We start from the raw sequence: 15,988 nt of genomic DNA, 5'->3' as shown, positions 1-15,988 counted from the left end.
TCATAATTTCTTCAAAAATTTCAATTGAAAATGGAAAGAAACCCTGTCCATAGTTTTATTATCAAATGAAATGTTGCATTCTGGAAAATTTTGCTTAAATAGAGGCAAAAATAAGTGAAAAGCAAACTTCCATGGTAATTGAAAAGTTTCTTAAATTTTTTTTCTTTCCGCTAATTTGTTTAGTACCATAAAAGTTCTATTTTTCTGGGCATATTTCGTAGGATTTTATTTATTAAGGCAGCATAATTTTGAAAATAAGCATTTTTAATGAGAGATAAATGAACTTTCCATTTTTTTTGGATTTTAAGTCTCATATTCCATTTAATGCCGGATTATGAGCTGATCCCAAAACTCAAAATTGCGTCTTTTTATTTCAAATTTTGAATTACCTGCTGATCTACTGATTAAGAAAATAGTTTGAAAGTTCTTGCTGACATAGGGCAAGATTGATTTTGGAATAAGCTCTATAATAATGTCTGAATTTTTAGTTTGAAATAATATTGTTTAAATGTGAACAATGCTATTTATAATAGTCTGATTTAAACTATATAATTATAAACTATATGAATTCAAAGAATGCATTCTAACAAATTCTGACCTACAGCCATGGAATAGTCATCCTTTTAGATATACACAAATCAATGGTATGAAATTATATGAAATCGAAAAAGTTAAAAGAAGCAGCTGAACTCCAGTTTGACCTCCTTAATCTCTTTCACAAGAATTTTGCAAAGATTTTCCATGAGATTACCTATGGCCCCTATAACCTGAACAAAAACCAGAAAAGAGCTATTATAGCCATAGGAAGAAATGAGGAAATAATACCTTCTGTCCTTGGGGAGTATCTGGATCTGCAGAGGGGAAGCCTGACATCAATAATCGATTCCCTGGAAAAAGAGGGACTTATCTTAAGGAAAAGAGACCCCGACGACCGCAGAAAAACCATTTTATCCCTCACCAAAGCCGGTAAAGAATACCGAAACTGGCTGAACGCAGCGATTCAAGCTAAGGTTTCAGAAATCCTTGATAGGCTGGATGAGGAAGAAATTGACAGCTATCGGGAAAGTATGGGAAACATGATAAAGTTTTTTAAGAAACTGGATGAAAGAGTCTGAGAAATAGCCCATTAATTGGGCTGTTGTAAGAAAATAATCATTAGAGGGTTGAAATCGAAGCATTTGAGACTTACTGCAATTATTGTGAAAGGGGTTAAAGTGAATCAACTTTACATGAATTCTGACATTGGAGAACTACTAAATTTTGTGGAACAGCAGAAAGTCCCTTAAGTTCATCATCAGAGACAGGAGAATTGAAACTTTCTCATTTGAGTAGGGGTCTCACTGAGTTCAGAACTTTATTGCTGACAGTATAAAATATGTTTGTCTCTGAAGTGCGCAAGGTGAGCAAACACAGTAAGTATACAGTTTTTTATCATTTGTCCACGCAGTAATGGAATTAATGAAGCTTCACAGGTAGAGAATTAATGAAAAGTAATAAATGCAGGCTGGTCGATATATTTACCTTTAACAGGATTTGATGATTATGACTCATATTATTGTTGATCAGGATCGCTGCACAGGATGCGGTCTTTGTGCAAAGATATGCTCTTCAGGTGTTATCGGTCTGGCTGATGAAACTAATCTCCCTCAGGTGCAGGACGAAAACGTTTTTCGCTGTCTCTACTGCGGGCATTGCGAAGCTTTCTGTCCGTCTCAGGCACTCATCCTGAACCTCCGTCCTGAGGAAAAAGTTCTCCTTCCTGCCGATGCAGGCAACATCTCTCCAGAAGATATGGCGTTCTACATCAAAAAACGCAGGTCTATTCGGCATTTTACCCGGGAACCCGTGCCAAGGGAGAAAATCCTCGAAGTCCTTGATATTGCCCGCTATGCAGCTTCTGGTGTCAATTTTCAACCAGTGCAGTGGCTGGTTATCCATGACCCGAAGAAAGTCAGGAAAATTGCCGAGCTCACCATGGAATGGATGAAAACCCTTCTGAACACCGACCACCCCATGAGCGGCTACGTGCCGATTCTTATTTCTGCATGGGAGCAGGGAATCGATGTAATCTGTCAGGATGCTCCACACCTGCTTTTCGCCCATATTCCTGAAGAAAGTCCAATTGCACCTGTAGATGCTATCATCGCCCTCACGCATTTTGATATCGCTGCGCCGGCATTCGGGATCGGGACATGCTGGGCGGGCTTTGTTGCGGCGGCTACCATGTTCTATGAACCTCTCCAGAAGGAGCTAAACCTGCCCGAAGGAAGGAAAATTGCTCACGCAATGATGTTTGGCAACCCGCAGTACAAAGTGTATGGAATTCCTCGCAGGAAGCCTCTTGAAGTAACGTGGCAGTAAGACTTTAAAAGGTTTTGAAAGGTTTTGAGAGGTTTTGAGAGGTTTTGAGAGGTTTTGAGAGGTTTTGAGGGACTTTCAGTTCCTCTTTCTCAAATACTCAGGAGCCTGCGGAATTTTGTGCATCATGCCGTATGACCTTCCTGACGGGTAATACCGGCCCCAAGCTGAATTTTACCCGCCGTTTTTTTGTCAGTCATGAATTCAACAAATGCAGGCGCCATATCAATGCCAGCAGAAATGCCTGCCGAGGTTTAGATATTTCCACCCCTTACGATCCGTTCTTCCACAACCTCCACGTCAGCCGCCCGGCACAAGGAGAAAATCAAGTGGAGGGCAATCTGAGAAAGGTGGCGTAAGGATTTATTGACATTCCTTTTAGACAGATTACGGGACCGGGATTTTCGGCAACCTGGAGGCATTTTTCAGGTCCCTGGGCAAATTTGCTCCAGAGCGAGATTATTTCCCAGGGACCGACAAGGTCAAGCTCTTCGAGTCCCGGAAAAATCAAAAATCCAAATTCACGTTAGAAAGGTTGAGGATGTTTTGTAAATATTTTTCCCTGGCATAACTTGAGTGCAGTTCTTATAAAACAACAGCTCATTCTAACAAAGTTATCGCATTAGATATTCTTTCATTATCTAATTTATCTAAGCATTTGTCTAATGTGTCACTTTCCAATGAGATCTCTATTAAACTCAAAAAATCACATAATTCTTTAAAATGAGACTCTTTTGATTGAGACGAAAACTCGGTAAGAAGATAATCTTTTATTTCTATTACTGAAATTGCTAGATTTTTTTCATCTTCAAGCAAACGATTTTTCTGTCGTTTACACAATTCTAGAATATATTCATTTTGCTCTGAACTTGGGGGCTCAAAGTAATCTTTTGTTTTCTTCAATACTTGAACCATACCCACTAATTCAAATATTTTTACTTGAATTTGGTATACAGGAGAGTTTCTAAATTCTAAAGTGGGTAAGTAATTTATTAAACATTTAGGAATTGGTTGCAGTCTTACAGCTTCCCAATTCTTAATATTATTCCCTTTTAGTTGAGATAGCAACTCAGCAATTCGATTTGAATTTATTTTGTACCCTCCACTACAAAAAAGTGCTTCATTATATAAGGGAACAAGATAAAAGAAGTCAGCTATCTCTTTAAGTTCAAGTAATGATTCCAAGATAGTTATTAATTCTTTTTCGAGAACATGCCGCGGATCTTTCACAGAGAATGCAAAAATTAAATATTTTAATGGATGATCTACGTAAATATTTTCAGGCATTATTATTGTCATACCTTTTGATTTCAGTGGGACAAAAATTTCATTCAATTGAAAAATAAGTTTTTTCTGCTGAAATTCTTTTTTTTGGCGAATGTAACTCAAAGCGTTTTTAGGCTTTATCCTAGGTGGTTCATTAATCCATAAATTAAACAAATCAGCTAGTAAATAATAAGCTTTTAGTTCTTCTTCGTCGAGAGATTTTGCATTGAAATAATCGTACGAAACATTAAAAAATGATTCAAACGTTTTGTGCATTCCTGTAAGGTATTTTAGAGAATCTTTTAAATAAGATACAGCTAGTTTTCCTGCTCTACTATCTTTATAGTCTATATATATTGATATTTGATGGAAGAAATTATTAAGAGAAGAAAACCAATTTCTCAAGGGATATTTTTTACCTGTGGGTGAAGAGAACTCTTTTAATTGATTCCATAGTTCTTCGGAGAAATTATCTTTTAGTTCGTTTGAAAGAATAGGAAAATCTTTGAAGAAACTATTTAATCTATTTTTTAGCTCTTCGTGTCTGTTAATATATTTTTCAATATATTTTTTGGATTTTCCTTCAATAAGTGCCTTGAATAATTTAGAAATATTTTTGATGAATTCTAAATTCTCTATACGAAAATCATACCATAGCTTTTCATACTCATATAAACTGGTCAGATAGTAGTGGCTTTCTACAATATTATTCCAAATAACATTTTTTTGAATATCTGACTTAATAGGTAAATTCTCATATGAAATATCCTTTATAGAGGGATCGTAAGAAGGTATAAGTTCAAAAGGAAGTATCCATATTCCTCTTGATTGATATTTATCGCAAAAAGGAAAAATAGATCTTAGAACTTCTAATCTTGTAATTGCTTGTTTACTTGCATCATCCGAAGGTCCAACAAAAAACTCAACACACAACCTTTTTTCTTTAATTAAAATTCTAACACAATTAGTCTTCAATAACAGACATCCTAAAATTTCCTCTTTATATTTCAGGAACCACTTTACATACATCTCTTCGTCATATCGATAAAGCCCTAATGAAAAATCGGCAAAAGAATCCAAGTTCGAATTAAAAATTTCTTTATTTTCAATAGTTATGTCTTTAATAGACTCCCATATAGTCACTTTTACATTACTTAATGAACACCAGTTAAGGAATCTGCCTATTTTTTGTTGGTCAACTAATCTTTTTTCATTAATAGTAGGAACGATTTTTGTAAGAAAATCATGACACAGATTTAGACCTCTTGGTTCCTTAATAACCTTTGAAGCAATGTCATTAAGATATTGAATATTTTCGTTGTTATTAGAAATGTTACTTACCTTTGACAAAAAATTTTGTGATAACGGAGAGAATTCCCAACTCAAAAGACGAATGCCTGAAGAACCTTGTAAGTTGAAAGCCTCTTCAAACAGGTTTTGATTTCTTTCATAGAGTAGGCACTCTCCCGCCTCATAAATACCTTCTAGAAACACGAATATTTTATCTAAATCAGCATCAATACATTTTTCTGCAAGACCTTCTAAAAAGATATCATTATCTATCTCTTTTGTTGTCAAAGCATTTGAAATCAAAGTTGAAATATTAGGTGATGGCACAGATTCAATAATAGATAATGCAGTTTTAGCCATCGGTGGATATTTATTGTGAAGAATCTTGACAAGGTGGTTAGAACGCACCCAATGTAAACCAGAAGCTGTTTCAGAGTTTATACTGATATATTCGTCAGAAAGCGAAAGTAATAGGTCTTGAGGATCACCTTGGACAGAAACGACTTCCAGTAGCTTGTCTATAATAATTGGTACTCCAAGGGTGTCAGCCAACGAAATTCTTCTAATCAATTCAATTTTACGTACATCTTTGTGAAGATTCAGAATCTGTCGTATTTGATCCTGCAGACGTTCCTCAAGCATTTTCCCATGAGTAATTAGATAGATATATTCAATAAATAATCTCGAATCTCCTATTTTCTCATATGCCCACTCAGGCGATTCAACAGTGAGGGCAATTTTACCTTTTTCTTTGAATCGGTTATAAACTTCCTTAGCTTCTATGAGATCAAAGGTCGGCTCAACTATCTCGATATGGGTTAGATTCTCTTTTGAATAACGATACCAATCCTCGTTACGTATAGATAATAGGATTTTGAACCCAAGACTAGAGCATTCTTGTGCGATTTGAGGCCAATAGGGTGTCCTAAATCCTGCGTTATCTATGAGAAGAAGAATTGGCAATTGTATTCTTTTTCTGAACTTAAGGTAATTTTTAACTTTTTCAACTTGTTCATTTGTTTCAAGAACTTGGAGGATATACGTGCTTTCAGAAGGCCAGTTTTCATATGCATAGCGATAGAGAAGAGCAGATTTACCTTGTCCACTTGATGAACGCAGAACACAAACGTTGGAAGACGCAAAAGCATTTTCAATTCTTTCTATCCATTTATCCCTTCTAACATCAGCTCCACAAACAATGTGACCAGGTCTCGAATTTTTTCCTTCAAAAAAATCATCTATACTAGCATCAGGTTCCCAAGAAATCCGATCTATCAAACCTCTTCCATAAGCTTGATAATCTTCTTCTCGTTTAACGGATTCTTGAATAGAAACCCTTATTTCTTCAAGATCCTTCCTCAATACTTTTTTTCTTTCTTCTGCCCATTTTAGGAATGTTGAAATGAATATTTTAATGTAATATTCAACGATATCGCTACCTAGGTCGTATGTTGCAAAGATAATTTTTCTGAGTGACTTTAGAGTTTCTTCTTCAGATAGAGAAACTATATTTAATTTGTTTAGAATTGCATCAGCTTCTGAGTTTGTTCCACCAAAACCTCTGCAAAGCTCCCTAAATTTTTTCTTTAATTCTTCTCTTTCTTTTTCCGGAAGGGAACTGAATCGTGAAATCTTTTCAATTTCGTTCTTTAATTCAAAATCGAATACTAACAAAAAGTTTGAATCTGAATCTACTCTATGAGCATCAATAAAATTTTGTATTGGACCCCTTTTATTATCATAACTCTTAAGATTACTCCAAGTCCAATGCTTACTTGAAGATTTTACTTGAACATACTCATTCAAAATTCTGAGCCCAACAACCTCTACATCTACATCTTCAATCCCTTCGAGTGTAATTGATGCTGCTTGTGTTTCATTATCATAAAGTTCAAAGGCCCGAAGGATTGAATAAAGAATTTGATACCTAATTCCGTGAATATTTGTGGCACCATGAAAACGAGATTTAAAAAGAGCATCGTATTCGTCATTCTTTTGACTCAGAGCAAACACGTCCTTTGACAGAACCGACTATTGGTGTCCACTTTAAACGCTGACTTATTTAATCTTATTCTTTAGTAACTAATAAGTAAACTGTTTTGATTCACTTACATATTACTATTTAAGCTTCTTTAATTAATTCCATGCTTTATAATAATGTAGTTTGCCTGTACCTTTTTTCTTTGTCCAGGTCCTCTTCCTTCTGGGAGTAATTTATAACATCCATGAATCTATCAAGAAAACAGATCTGTCCTTTTCGTATTTTTTTCCTGGCAAGTTCGATATCAAACCAGCCTGCTTTGTCGACCTCGGGATACTCATGCACTTTCCCGGAATTTTTTGGCCATTCAAACGTAAATGTATTACTCACAACACTTGTTGTATTCAGGTCTTTTTCAAGAGCCCATACATGCACTATTTTTCGATTAGGTTGATTTAACTCTCCCAAATCAATAAACTCGCCGTCAACCTCAAAACCTGTTTCTTCTCTAAATTCTCTTTTTGCCGTGTTCAGAGGGGTTTCATTCTTTTCGGGTAGCCCTTTAGGTTTGACCACACTCCATAGTATTTTTTGCCCAAAATGGCCCACCTGGATGAACCAGCATCACCTCGAGTTTCTTATTCCTGAACCTGAATAGAAGAATGCCATTGCTATAAGTGCTCACTTTTCTAACCCCTCTCCAAACTGTTTTGATCTTCCGACCTCATAATTAACTCATAGGTGCTACTTCTAAGTGAAGCAGAATAGCCATTTAATAAGATCATAAATAACTTATTGCTACCTGTGTTTTACAATCAGAACTGCTGCAAGCACTGCTGCAAGCATCCAGAAGAAGCTTATGAAAGGAATTCTTTTTGATTCAATAGTAGAACTGAATCCTTCTTGCTTACCTACTGTTTCTGTATTATCTGATGCTTCGGTATTATTTGTGTTATTATCAGTTTGATTAATTGTACTCAAAAGTTTGTCCAGAGTAACAGTTTCATCATGGGTTATAGCTTTCCCATCGCCGGTTAATGTATATTTACCGCGGTAAAAATCTGTAACTATGAAATGTTCATGACCAATATCCTTTGTATTCGGATTAGTATCTTTTCTCAAATAGAGCAAAACTTTTTCACCAGCATTGAAGCTTGGATCGGCGTCTGTAGTCATGCTAAAATCCCCAACCGTCCCACCGGTGACTCTTACAATAAGCTCTCTGGACGATAACGGGTTTTTCAGGTATTCATCAATACTTATGACGATGTCAGTGTAAATGATGTCGTCAGGATATTCAAGTTTTTTAAGTAATTTCTTTGGCTTTTTTCCGTCTATGGTATTCCACCTGGGTGGAAGTATTTCTTTAACTGTACCTATTACAATAGTATCGGATTTGTCTCTTAATTCTTCATGGGTGTATGGTATGAAGTCTATGCATATGTCAATACCAATGGCTTCATTACTATTATTTTCGAGTTCAGTATTATCGTTTGAAGGATTGGACAGCGCTAAAGCATTTAACGTCAGCAAAGAAAGAGCCCCAACCAAAAAAATTCCATATTTTATAATATTTCTCACGGTTTAGCCCCCTATTTATGGAGTTAAAATCAGGTTTGACTTAACATATTTATCGTAAGTTGACGACTTCAAGATAAATAGTTATAGGTTTTTCCAGCCAAATTCTCAAACTGGCTTTTTAATCTCCTTTTCAACCCCATAATCCCTCCTGTGTCTTTGATTGTTAGAGACTCTGGCAGGAAAATTTATAATGAGTTATCCTAAAGCTGTCTATGGAGTTCAGGCGAACTAACCAGACTTTATTTGAGCTTATCAAAGTAACTCTTCAGAGTGCTGTATGCGAGGAGTTTACAAAAGAGCTATGTTCTGTTTCATTGAGTGCTGAATAAACACCGTGTTTTAGAGGTGATAGAGTGATTAAGAAGACTGAGTATAAAATGTTCCAGATTTTTCTTGTTTTAATTCTTTTTTTACAGGCATCAAATGCAGCAGCTTCAGAAGCACCTGCAGAACAATGGAACAGGTCTTTTGGTGGAGATGATGAAGATAGTTCCTGGTGTGTTGAACAGACTTCGGATGGCGGGTACATAGTTGCAGGTATAACATATTCATACGGCAAAGGGACAAAAGGCTATCCTGATGCCTGGCTTATCAAGGTTGACAATAAGGGGAATCTGCAGTGGAATAAGACTTTCGGGGGAACGTATTTTGATGAGGGGTACTTTACCCGGCAAACCTCAGATGGAGGTTATGTGTTATCAGGTTATACATTTCCTTCCGGTTATGCCGAGCCCTGGCTGATCAGGACTGACAGGAACGGAAATGAGATGTGGAACAAGGTGTCTGATGAAATCACTCACGAGGATTACCTCCGATACAAGGCCGAACGTACCTCTGATGGGGGATACATAATTGGAGATACGATTGTACATGAAATAGGAAGTTATTTCGCTTCTCTTCTAGTTGATTATGATATCAGGATAACTAAATATGATGTAAACGGCAATCAGCAATGGAATAGTACCTTTGGCAAAAACCAGAGTCTTGAAACATTAGATCCAAATTCTGTTAAGCAGACTTCTGAGGGTGGATATGTAATTGCCAGCACAACCAGGTCAAAAGAATCAAACAGTTATGATATCTGGCTCATCAAGACCGATGAATCCGGTCAGGAGCAGTGGAATAAGACCTTTGGCGGAACAAAGGATGATGTTGGAATCTCTATTTCGGTGACTTCAGACAATGGTTATGTGGTGACAGGAAGGTATAACGATTCTTTGTCTTTCGTTATAGACGGTTCTGCGTTCATACTCAAAACGGACAGCGACGGTAATCAAGAATGGTTAAAAGAGTTTTCAAATTGTACGCTCTATTCCGTCCAGGAGACTTCAGATGGCGGGTACGTAGCCGCGGGAGTTAAAAATGATAATGCATGGTTGGTTAAGCTGGAAGGTGATGGAAGGAATGCCGAGAATGAAGAACCGTTAATTGAATCTGATAACATGTCTGAAATTGAATCTGATAATATATCTGAAAGTGTTTTCATTCATATACTAAATTCCATCTACGGTATTTTCCAGCGGGATTGATACATGCGGGATTCAATAAAAGGGGCTATTTCCCCTCACACCTTTACTTTCAGATCTTGATCGATTACTACCCCCCTTGACACCTCCTGCAAAATTACTTAACTCAAGCCGAATTAACCGGAATAGCCTTCCCGCGTCGTTCTTGTCCCGGACGCAGTCCGGCTTTTCCAAAATGAAAATAAAAGATGAGTAGAAAGTAAAAGCATTATCTGAAGAGCTGAAGGCTGTTTTGCTCAATCTTAAAAACAGAATTAATATTAAAATTTAGTTGCAGTTCCAATCTTTTTTATCTTAATTTCTTTTGTGCAGGGCCGCCAGGCAAGCTGGCGGAGGCTTTTCTATCTCTCTTCAGGACAGAACGGTTTTCGGGAAAGAGGGAAGCATTTGCAGGTTACTGGTTTCTATCCAAAACAGCAGCACCTGCAGAACAATGGAACAGGTCTTTTGGCAGAGATGATTATGATTATTTTAGATGTGTTGAATAGACTTCGGACGGCGGGTATAGTTGCAGGTACAACAGATTATATGGTAAAGGTTCGGATGGCAAGTCTGATGCCTGGTTAATTAAGCGGGATAATTCCCAAAACACTCTTATGTGATGGAGTACTTCTATTGATTGACAGTCAGTCAATAAGAGGATGTAAGCGATGACCAGAATAGTCAAAGACCCTGCGGAGAGAAGATTGGAACTGATTGAAGCAGCTGAGAGCCTTTTTGCAAAAAAGGGCTATGAGGACACGGCAGTCAGTGAGATCGTCAAAAAGGTTAAGGTTGGTCAGGGAACGTTTTACCATTATTTCAAATCCAAGGAAGATATTCTGGAAGCAGTAGCTAAAAAGGTTGTAGCCCCGTATGTTGAAGACGTACGAAATATAGCAAAAGGCAATGAGGGTCCCGCAACAAAGGTGAACTCCATACTGAACGGCATTTTAAAAGCTAACGATTCCGACCTGGGCATTATGAAGCTAATGCATCAAAAAGGAAACCATTTGCTTCACCAGAAAGTGGAGAAAGCACTTGAAGAGGGGATGTCGCCCATTGTAACTGAGATACTATCAAAAGGTATTGCAGAAGGAGTTTTTAAAACAGAATACCCTGATGAATCTTTTGGATTTTTGATAGCCTCGACGCTTTATCTTTCTCATAATTTCTCATGGGATCATGAATCCCGTGAGAGAATGCACACTGCTTTAGAAGATATAACATCCAGGGTTCTTGGGGTCACTGATTATAGGTTCCACCTGGAAATCTAATTTTAGTTGATATCTTAATAATAATTTATCTGAGCCAGTATCTGATTGACAGTCAGTCAATAAAAAGTAGCATAATCTGTCAGTTTAATCACATAAGGCGTAAAATAAAACTGAATTAAAAAATAAAAGGAGGAAGAAATATGGCGAACAAATCTACGGATGTATGCCCCTATCAGAGGGCATGGACTCTTGACAACTGGGTTCGCAGGCTTTTGCAAAACCCTTACAAAATTGTTAGAGATTATGTAAAAGAAGGCCAGACTGTTTTGGATTTGGGCTGTGGGCCTGGCTTCTTTTCCCTGCCAATGGCAAAGCTGGTAGGTGAGAAAGGAAGGGTCATCTCAGTGGATGTTCAGGATGAGATGCTTCAGATTTTAAAAAATAAAAGCGAGCTTAAGGGGCTTAATTCTCGAATAGTCCTTCATAAAGCCCAACCGGAAAAGTTAGGTATCTCCGAGATGGTAGATTTTGCCCTTGCTTTTTACATGGTTCACGAGGTTCCGGATAAAAAGAGTTTTTTGGGCGAAGTCGCTTCCCATCTCAAGCCCGATGGCAGATTTTTGATAGTCGAGCCAAAATTCCACGTCTCAAAATCCGACTTTGACAGCACCCTGGAAGTTGCAAGATCCGTAGGCCTGGAACAGGTTTCTAAACCCGGGATTTCTTTCGACAGAGCAGTACTTTTGAAGCCTGGTTTTTCCGGTGAAGCCACTTAAGTAAACGAATTGTTCCAAATCCCACTCTTTTTTTCCTGTTTTCAATTTTACCTAGAACTTCCTGAAACACTATGGCAGTCCTCAAATCGTTTACAATCCCTGGGACACTCTGCCTGTTTTCTCTCTCCCGTTATCCCGAATAAATTCAGGACTATCTCGATCCAGCGAGAACGGGCCTCTTCCCAATCAACTCCAAGAAGAATCATAACCCTCATTCCATTGAATAACGACACGAGAGCAACTGCAATGGTACGCGGATCGGTCCCGGACGGGATAATGCCTTTCTGTTGTTGTTCTGCGATTTCCCGGGCTGGCTCATCAATTCCGCGCTTCATGCCTTCGATCGACCTTTTCTGGACTTCAGGTTTGTGTGCTGTCATCCCGAGGATTTCCAGGTATAGTGCCTGTACTTTAATGTCAGGTGACATTACCTGGTCAAAAATTTCTATCCATGTGTCAACCGGACATGTATCGGAGTTTCGGGTTGTTTTTATTCCACGGTATTGTTTCTGAAGGTAATTTGCACTTTCTATAACCAGTTCATCCTTATTCTTAAAATAGCGGTAAAGAGCGGGTTTGCTGACATCAAGGCGGCGGGCGATATCTTCCATTGTGGTGTTACAGTATCCTTTCTCATACATTACCTCCAGCCCTGCTTCAACAATTCTTTTTTTTGCTTCTTCCCTGTACTCAGGAAGCATTTTCGACAACACAATCACCGTTTCAAACTTTAGTTTCAACTCATATATAACTTACCGATGGAGTACTAAAGTTACCAATCAGTAACTTTAATTACTATTGAGTACAATTGACAGTATGGACCGGTCAACTATGATGAAAAAGTTAGAAAAAATTAGGAAATCAGGACCAAGAAACGAAGAAGAAGCAGGTTCTGAAGGATGAGATATTATGGAAAAACCGGACAACACCGAAAACAAAACTTTTGAAACTGGCAAGAAGAAAAAAGGATCAAGTACTACAGCCGAAAACGTGGCGTTCGTCAGAGCCCTCGAATCACTCAAGCCAGAAGGCGAACGCGTCTGTTATGACCCATACGCTGTTAGATTTCTTAGTCAGCAATATTTGATGTTCATGGAAATGGCAGCTCGTGACCCCTCCAGAACCCCGTTCCCCGGAGTTCACAACTCACTTTCAGCAAGAGTCAGATATTTTGATGATTTTGTAAAAAGGTCTATTGATGAAGGACTTCACCAGCTTGTCATCCTGGGTGCAGGGTTCGATACCCGGGCATACAGAATCGAAGGGCTCAGAGGTAATGTAAGGGTTTTTGAGGTAGACCATCCAGGAACTCAAAGCGTGAAAATGGAGAAGATTAAAGATATTTTCGGCTCGCTTCCGGATCATGTAGAGTATGTTTCGGTTGATTTTGAGACCGAAGATTTTGGCCAACGGCTGATAGAATACGGATACGAAAGGTCGCAGAAGACCGTTTTCATAATGGAAGGGCTAATCTACTACCTTCCGCCGAAAGCCGTTGAAGAGATGCTGTCCTTTATTGCAAAAAATTCGGGCATAGGGAGTGCCATCATCTTCGATTATGTCCACGAATCCAGTATTGACAGGACAGATGGAATATGCGGCGTGCAGTGTAAGGCATGCGATCAGAATGAAATTAAGAATGCTACAAAAGACATGGCGAAACAGGGAGAGCCTTATAAATTCGGCATCAAGGAAGGAATGTTAGAGTCATTCCTTGCCCGGCAAGGGTTTTCCCATGTTTGCAACGTAACCAGTGAGGATTATAAAAAAGCCTATTTCCATGAGGTCAATGAAAACCGGCCAGTATGCTGCCTGTCATATTTCGCCCATGCAGTAGTGAAGTAAGACCCAATCATCTGTTAAGACCAAATCATCTGTTAAGACCAAATCATCTGTTGCTGGATCTGTAAACAATAAAAAATGAGACCTATAGGAGATGAATTATGGAAAACACCATTGATGTAAAAAACAATTCAACTATTGCATTCACAGGCGGCCGGATACTCACCATGGACTCTGAACAAAAATATGCGGAGGCCGTAGTTATCAGTGGAGGCCGCATCGCTGCAGTTGGTGACATAAGTATCCTGAAGTCTTTTCCCGATGCAGAAATTTATGACCTGAAAGGCCGGGCTTTACTTCCTGCTTTCATAGATTCCCATAACCACCTGTCCTCATTTGGCTGCTTTTTCCCTGCCTGGGCAAACCTGATAGGCTTAACGAAAAAGGAAACAATACTGGAGGCTATTCGAAGGCAGGCCCGAAAAGAACCGGGAAAAGGATGGGTCGTCGGCTTCGGCTGGTTCGATGCCAGAACTGGCGGGGTCGACCTGACGAAAAAAGATCTGGATGAGGTCAGCTCTGACAGGCCGGTTCTTCTCATCCAGGCCACCTTCCATCAAAGCGTAGTAAATACCCGGGCACTGGAACTTCTGGGCATCACCCGTTCGACTCCTGACCCACGCTGTGGGATTGTTCTCCGGGGAAGTGACGGGACACCAACAGGAGTGCTTGTAGAGTCTGCTCAGGTTCCTGCATTCAAACTGGTGATGGATACTGACACTGATACACTTGCAGAACTCATCGAGGCTCGTGCTAAAGATCTTCTCCGGTTCGGCATCACCGCTGTCCACGACCCTGGTGTCACACCGGATGCCGAAGCGGCATATAAAAAGCTCCACGATGAAGGGCGGCTTCCAGTCTCGGTGCTTATGATGCCTCACGGAGAGACTCTTCTTGATAACCGGCTGGACCATCGGCTTCAGGGGCCGGTCACCGGAAAGGGCGACGAAAGGCTGCGTGTGGGCCCTGTCAAATTATTCGCTGACGGTGCAACAGCAGAAACAGTGGCCTTTTCTCTAAAAATCGGAGGGCAGACTATAAACAGCGGTAGATACCGGGATGATTTTGAGGAAATGCTCTTTGCAGCGACAGAAAAGGGATTCCGGGTATGTGTCCACTCATTTGGGAACGCAACAACCGATGCGGTACTTACGGCATTTGAAAATGCTGCTCTTAGGGCCCCAGCAGGATTTGAAATGCGCCCGCGCCTGGAACATGTAACTCTCATAAACGAGCTGCAGATCAAGCGTCTTGCTGCCATGGGAGGATGTGCATGCATCCAGCCTCAGTTTCTGTCCAGGGCTCAAAATACAAAACAGGTTGTGCTGGATGATGGAAAGTGGTATGCTTACGGTGACCTTGTGAAGGGGGGAGTGACTGTAGCTTCCAGCAGTGACGATCCCGGAGGATTCATGGATGCTCGTGACCCGATTAAGGGCTCTGTGATGGGATCAACTATGAGCGACGGAGCAGACAATGTTATCTTCCCGGACCAGGTGCTTCCTTTTGAGAAGTGGCTCTGGATGTACATTGCAGGCGGCGCTTATGCCGGCGGGCAGGAGAATGAACGCGGAATGCTGAAAAAAGGTATGGTTGCGGACCTTGCCATCCTTGAGGGCAGCCTCGATCCAAAAGACCCTCCCGTTGTCGCTGAAACCTGGGTAGCGGGGGAGAGGGCATATTTACGATAAAGTAAAACCCCCTTTGGGGTTTTGAAAGTTCTGAATAATAAAAATTAAAAGAGTTGAAACAACTAAGGAATTCTTGTTATTTTGGAGGGCAAGGGCTCTTGCCCCCGACATTTTTAAGGAGGCTTTTAAGGAGGGAAAATGAAATATTCACGGGTGTAGGTGAACAGGGTCCGAAATTTGCATGAAAACCTCAAATATGTCAAAAACAAGTCAAAAAGTAGATTTTGAACTTTCATTTATCAGCTGCCCACATAGTGATCAAATAAATTAAAACCAGCTAAGATATTGTAAAAAGACTATATCCAGGCTTGCTATTATAGTCCTCACAGTAAAAGTCAATACTTCCGGTTTTTCCGAAGAATAAATTCCTTCCGTATTCTTCCAAGCTTTACTTTTTCTCCACTTCATTCTTTACTTCTCCGTGATTTTCGGATACCCCTGTCTCGGATCTAATTATTATTATTATTATTATTATTATAAC

13 protein-coding genes are annotated in these 15,988 nt (G+C 39.3%); 8 read left to right on the top strand and 5 right to left on the bottom strand.

What is annotated here, in order from left to right:
- Nucleotides 1-656 precede the first annotated feature (656 nt).
- Both EO98_RS02155 and EO98_RS02150 read left to right on the top strand, forming a co-directional pair.
- Nucleotides 657-1,115: a MarR family winged helix-turn-helix transcriptional regulator gene (locus tag EO98_RS02155; protein ID WP_048141693.1), complete on the top strand. Its 459-nt coding sequence runs from the start codon at nt 657-659 to the stop codon at nt 1,113-1,115.
- A gap of 427 nt (nt 1,116-1,542) precedes the next feature.
- A complete protein-coding gene (locus tag EO98_RS02150; RefSeq protein WP_048141695.1) occupies nt 1,543-2,361 on the top strand; it encodes a nitroreductase family protein in 819 nt (272 codons plus the stop codon).
- A gap of 322 nt (nt 2,362-2,683) precedes the next feature.
- Here EO98_RS02150 and EO98_RS19025 read toward each other — a convergent pair whose 3' ends face one another.
- The 4 genes from EO98_RS19025 to EO98_RS18795 all read right to left on the bottom strand — a co-directional run bounded on the left by EO98_RS19025 (nt 2,684) and on the right by EO98_RS18795 (nt 8,476).
- Nucleotides 2,684-2,869 (bottom strand): hypothetical protein, encoded by a 186-nt coding sequence (locus EO98_RS19025; protein WP_235283696.1) that lies wholly within the window; start codon nt 2,867-2,869, stop codon nt 2,684-2,686.
- An 89-nt stretch (nt 2,870-2,958) separates the two neighbouring features.
- Nucleotides 2,959-6,927: a hypothetical protein gene (locus EO98_RS02140; RefSeq protein ID WP_048141697.1), complete on the bottom strand. Its 3,969-nt coding sequence runs from the start codon at nt 6,925-6,927 to the stop codon at nt 2,959-2,961.
- A 136-nt stretch (nt 6,928-7,063) separates the two neighbouring features.
- On the bottom strand, nt 7,064-7,471 hold the full coding sequence (locus EO98_RS02135; protein ID WP_235283698.1) for an NUDIX domain-containing protein: 408 nt from the start codon (nt 7,469-7,471) through the stop codon (nt 7,064-7,066).
- 222 nt (nt 7,472-7,693) lie between these two features.
- On the bottom strand, nt 7,694-8,476 hold the full coding sequence (locus tag EO98_RS18795; protein WP_200895265.1) for a hypothetical protein: 783 nt from the start codon (nt 8,474-8,476) through the stop codon (nt 7,694-7,696).
- Nucleotides 8,477-8,829: 353 nt separating this feature from the next.
- Here EO98_RS18795 and EO98_RS02125 point away from each other — a divergent pair, with 353 nt between their 5' ends.
- From EO98_RS02125 to EO98_RS02110, 4 genes are all read left to right on the top strand, one after another.
- Nucleotides 8,830-10,005 (top strand): hypothetical protein, encoded by a 1,176-nt coding sequence (locus EO98_RS02125; RefSeq protein WP_082098434.1) that lies wholly within the window; start codon nt 8,830-8,832, stop codon nt 10,003-10,005.
- Between the two features lie 384 nt (nt 10,006-10,389).
- On the top strand, nt 10,390-10,569 hold the full coding sequence (locus EO98_RS18790) for a hypothetical protein (RefSeq protein WP_048141700.1): 180 nt from the start codon (nt 10,390-10,392) through the stop codon (nt 10,567-10,569).
- Nucleotides 10,570-10,652: 83 nt separating this feature from the next.
- The gene (locus tag EO98_RS02115) at nt 10,653-11,258 is read left to right on the top strand and encodes a TetR/AcrR family transcriptional regulator (protein ID WP_048141702.1); all 606 of its coding nucleotides are present in this window, start codon (nt 10,653-10,655) and stop codon (nt 11,256-11,258) included.
- A 140-nt stretch (nt 11,259-11,398) separates the two neighbouring features.
- Nucleotides 11,399-11,974: a class I SAM-dependent methyltransferase gene (locus EO98_RS02110; RefSeq protein WP_048141703.1), complete on the top strand. Its 576-nt coding sequence runs from the start codon at nt 11,399-11,401 to the stop codon at nt 11,972-11,974.
- Nucleotides 11,975-12,021: 47 nt separating this feature from the next.
- Here EO98_RS02110 and EO98_RS02105 read toward each other — a convergent pair whose 3' ends face one another.
- Entirely contained in the window at nt 12,022-12,675 is a 654-nt protein-coding gene (locus EO98_RS02105; RefSeq protein ID WP_048141705.1) for a TetR/AcrR family transcriptional regulator, read from the bottom strand.
- 208 nt (nt 12,676-12,883) lie between these two features.
- On the opposite strand from EO98_RS02105, the gene EO98_RS02100 reads away from it, so the two are divergent.
- Both EO98_RS02100 and EO98_RS02095 read left to right on the top strand, forming a co-directional pair.
- Nucleotides 12,884-13,819, top strand: a complete 936-nt coding sequence (locus EO98_RS02100; protein WP_048141707.1) for an SAM-dependent methyltransferase — start codon at nt 12,884-12,886, stop codon at nt 13,817-13,819.
- Between the two features lie 98 nt (nt 13,820-13,917).
- On the top strand, nt 13,918-15,507 hold the full coding sequence (locus tag EO98_RS02095; RefSeq protein WP_048141709.1) for an amidohydrolase: 1,590 nt from the start codon (nt 13,918-13,920) through the stop codon (nt 15,505-15,507).
- The last annotated feature ends 481 nt before the right edge of the window (nt 15,508-15,988 follow it).

The sequence above is a fragment of the Methanosarcina sp. 2.H.T.1A.6 genome (assembly GCF_000979455.1).
Lineage (GTDB): Archaea > Halobacteriota > Methanosarcinia > Methanosarcinales > Methanosarcinaceae > Methanosarcina.
Note: the sequence above shows the minus strand (reverse complement) of the source record. Positions and strands in the feature narration are given on the sequence as shown.

Excerpts from the sequence above, each read along its gene's own strand:
- EO98_RS02155 (WP_048141693.1), top strand. The coding sequence starts at position 657 with ATGAAATCGAAAAAGTTAAAAGAAGCAGCTGAACTCCAGTTTGACCTC.
- EO98_RS02150 (WP_048141695.1), top strand. The coding sequence starts at position 1,543 with ATGACTCATATTATTGTTGATCAGGATCGCTGCACAGGATGCGGTCTT.
- EO98_RS02115 (WP_048141702.1), top strand. The coding sequence starts at position 10,653 with ATGACCAGAATAGTCAAAGACCCTGCGGAGAGAAGATTGGAACTGATT.
- EO98_RS02110 (WP_048141703.1), top strand. The coding sequence starts at position 11,399 with ATGGCGAACAAATCTACGGATGTATGCCCCTATCAGAGGGCATGGACT.
- EO98_RS02105 (WP_048141705.1), bottom strand. The coding sequence starts at position 12,675 with ATGCTTCCTGAGTACAGGGAAGAAGCAAAAAAAAGAATTGTTGAAGCA.
- EO98_RS02100 (WP_048141707.1), top strand. The coding sequence starts at position 12,884 with ATGGAAAAACCGGACAACACCGAAAACAAAACTTTTGAAACTGGCAAG.
- EO98_RS02095 (WP_048141709.1), top strand. The coding sequence starts at position 13,918 with ATGGAAAACACCATTGATGTAAAAAACAATTCAACTATTGCATTCACA.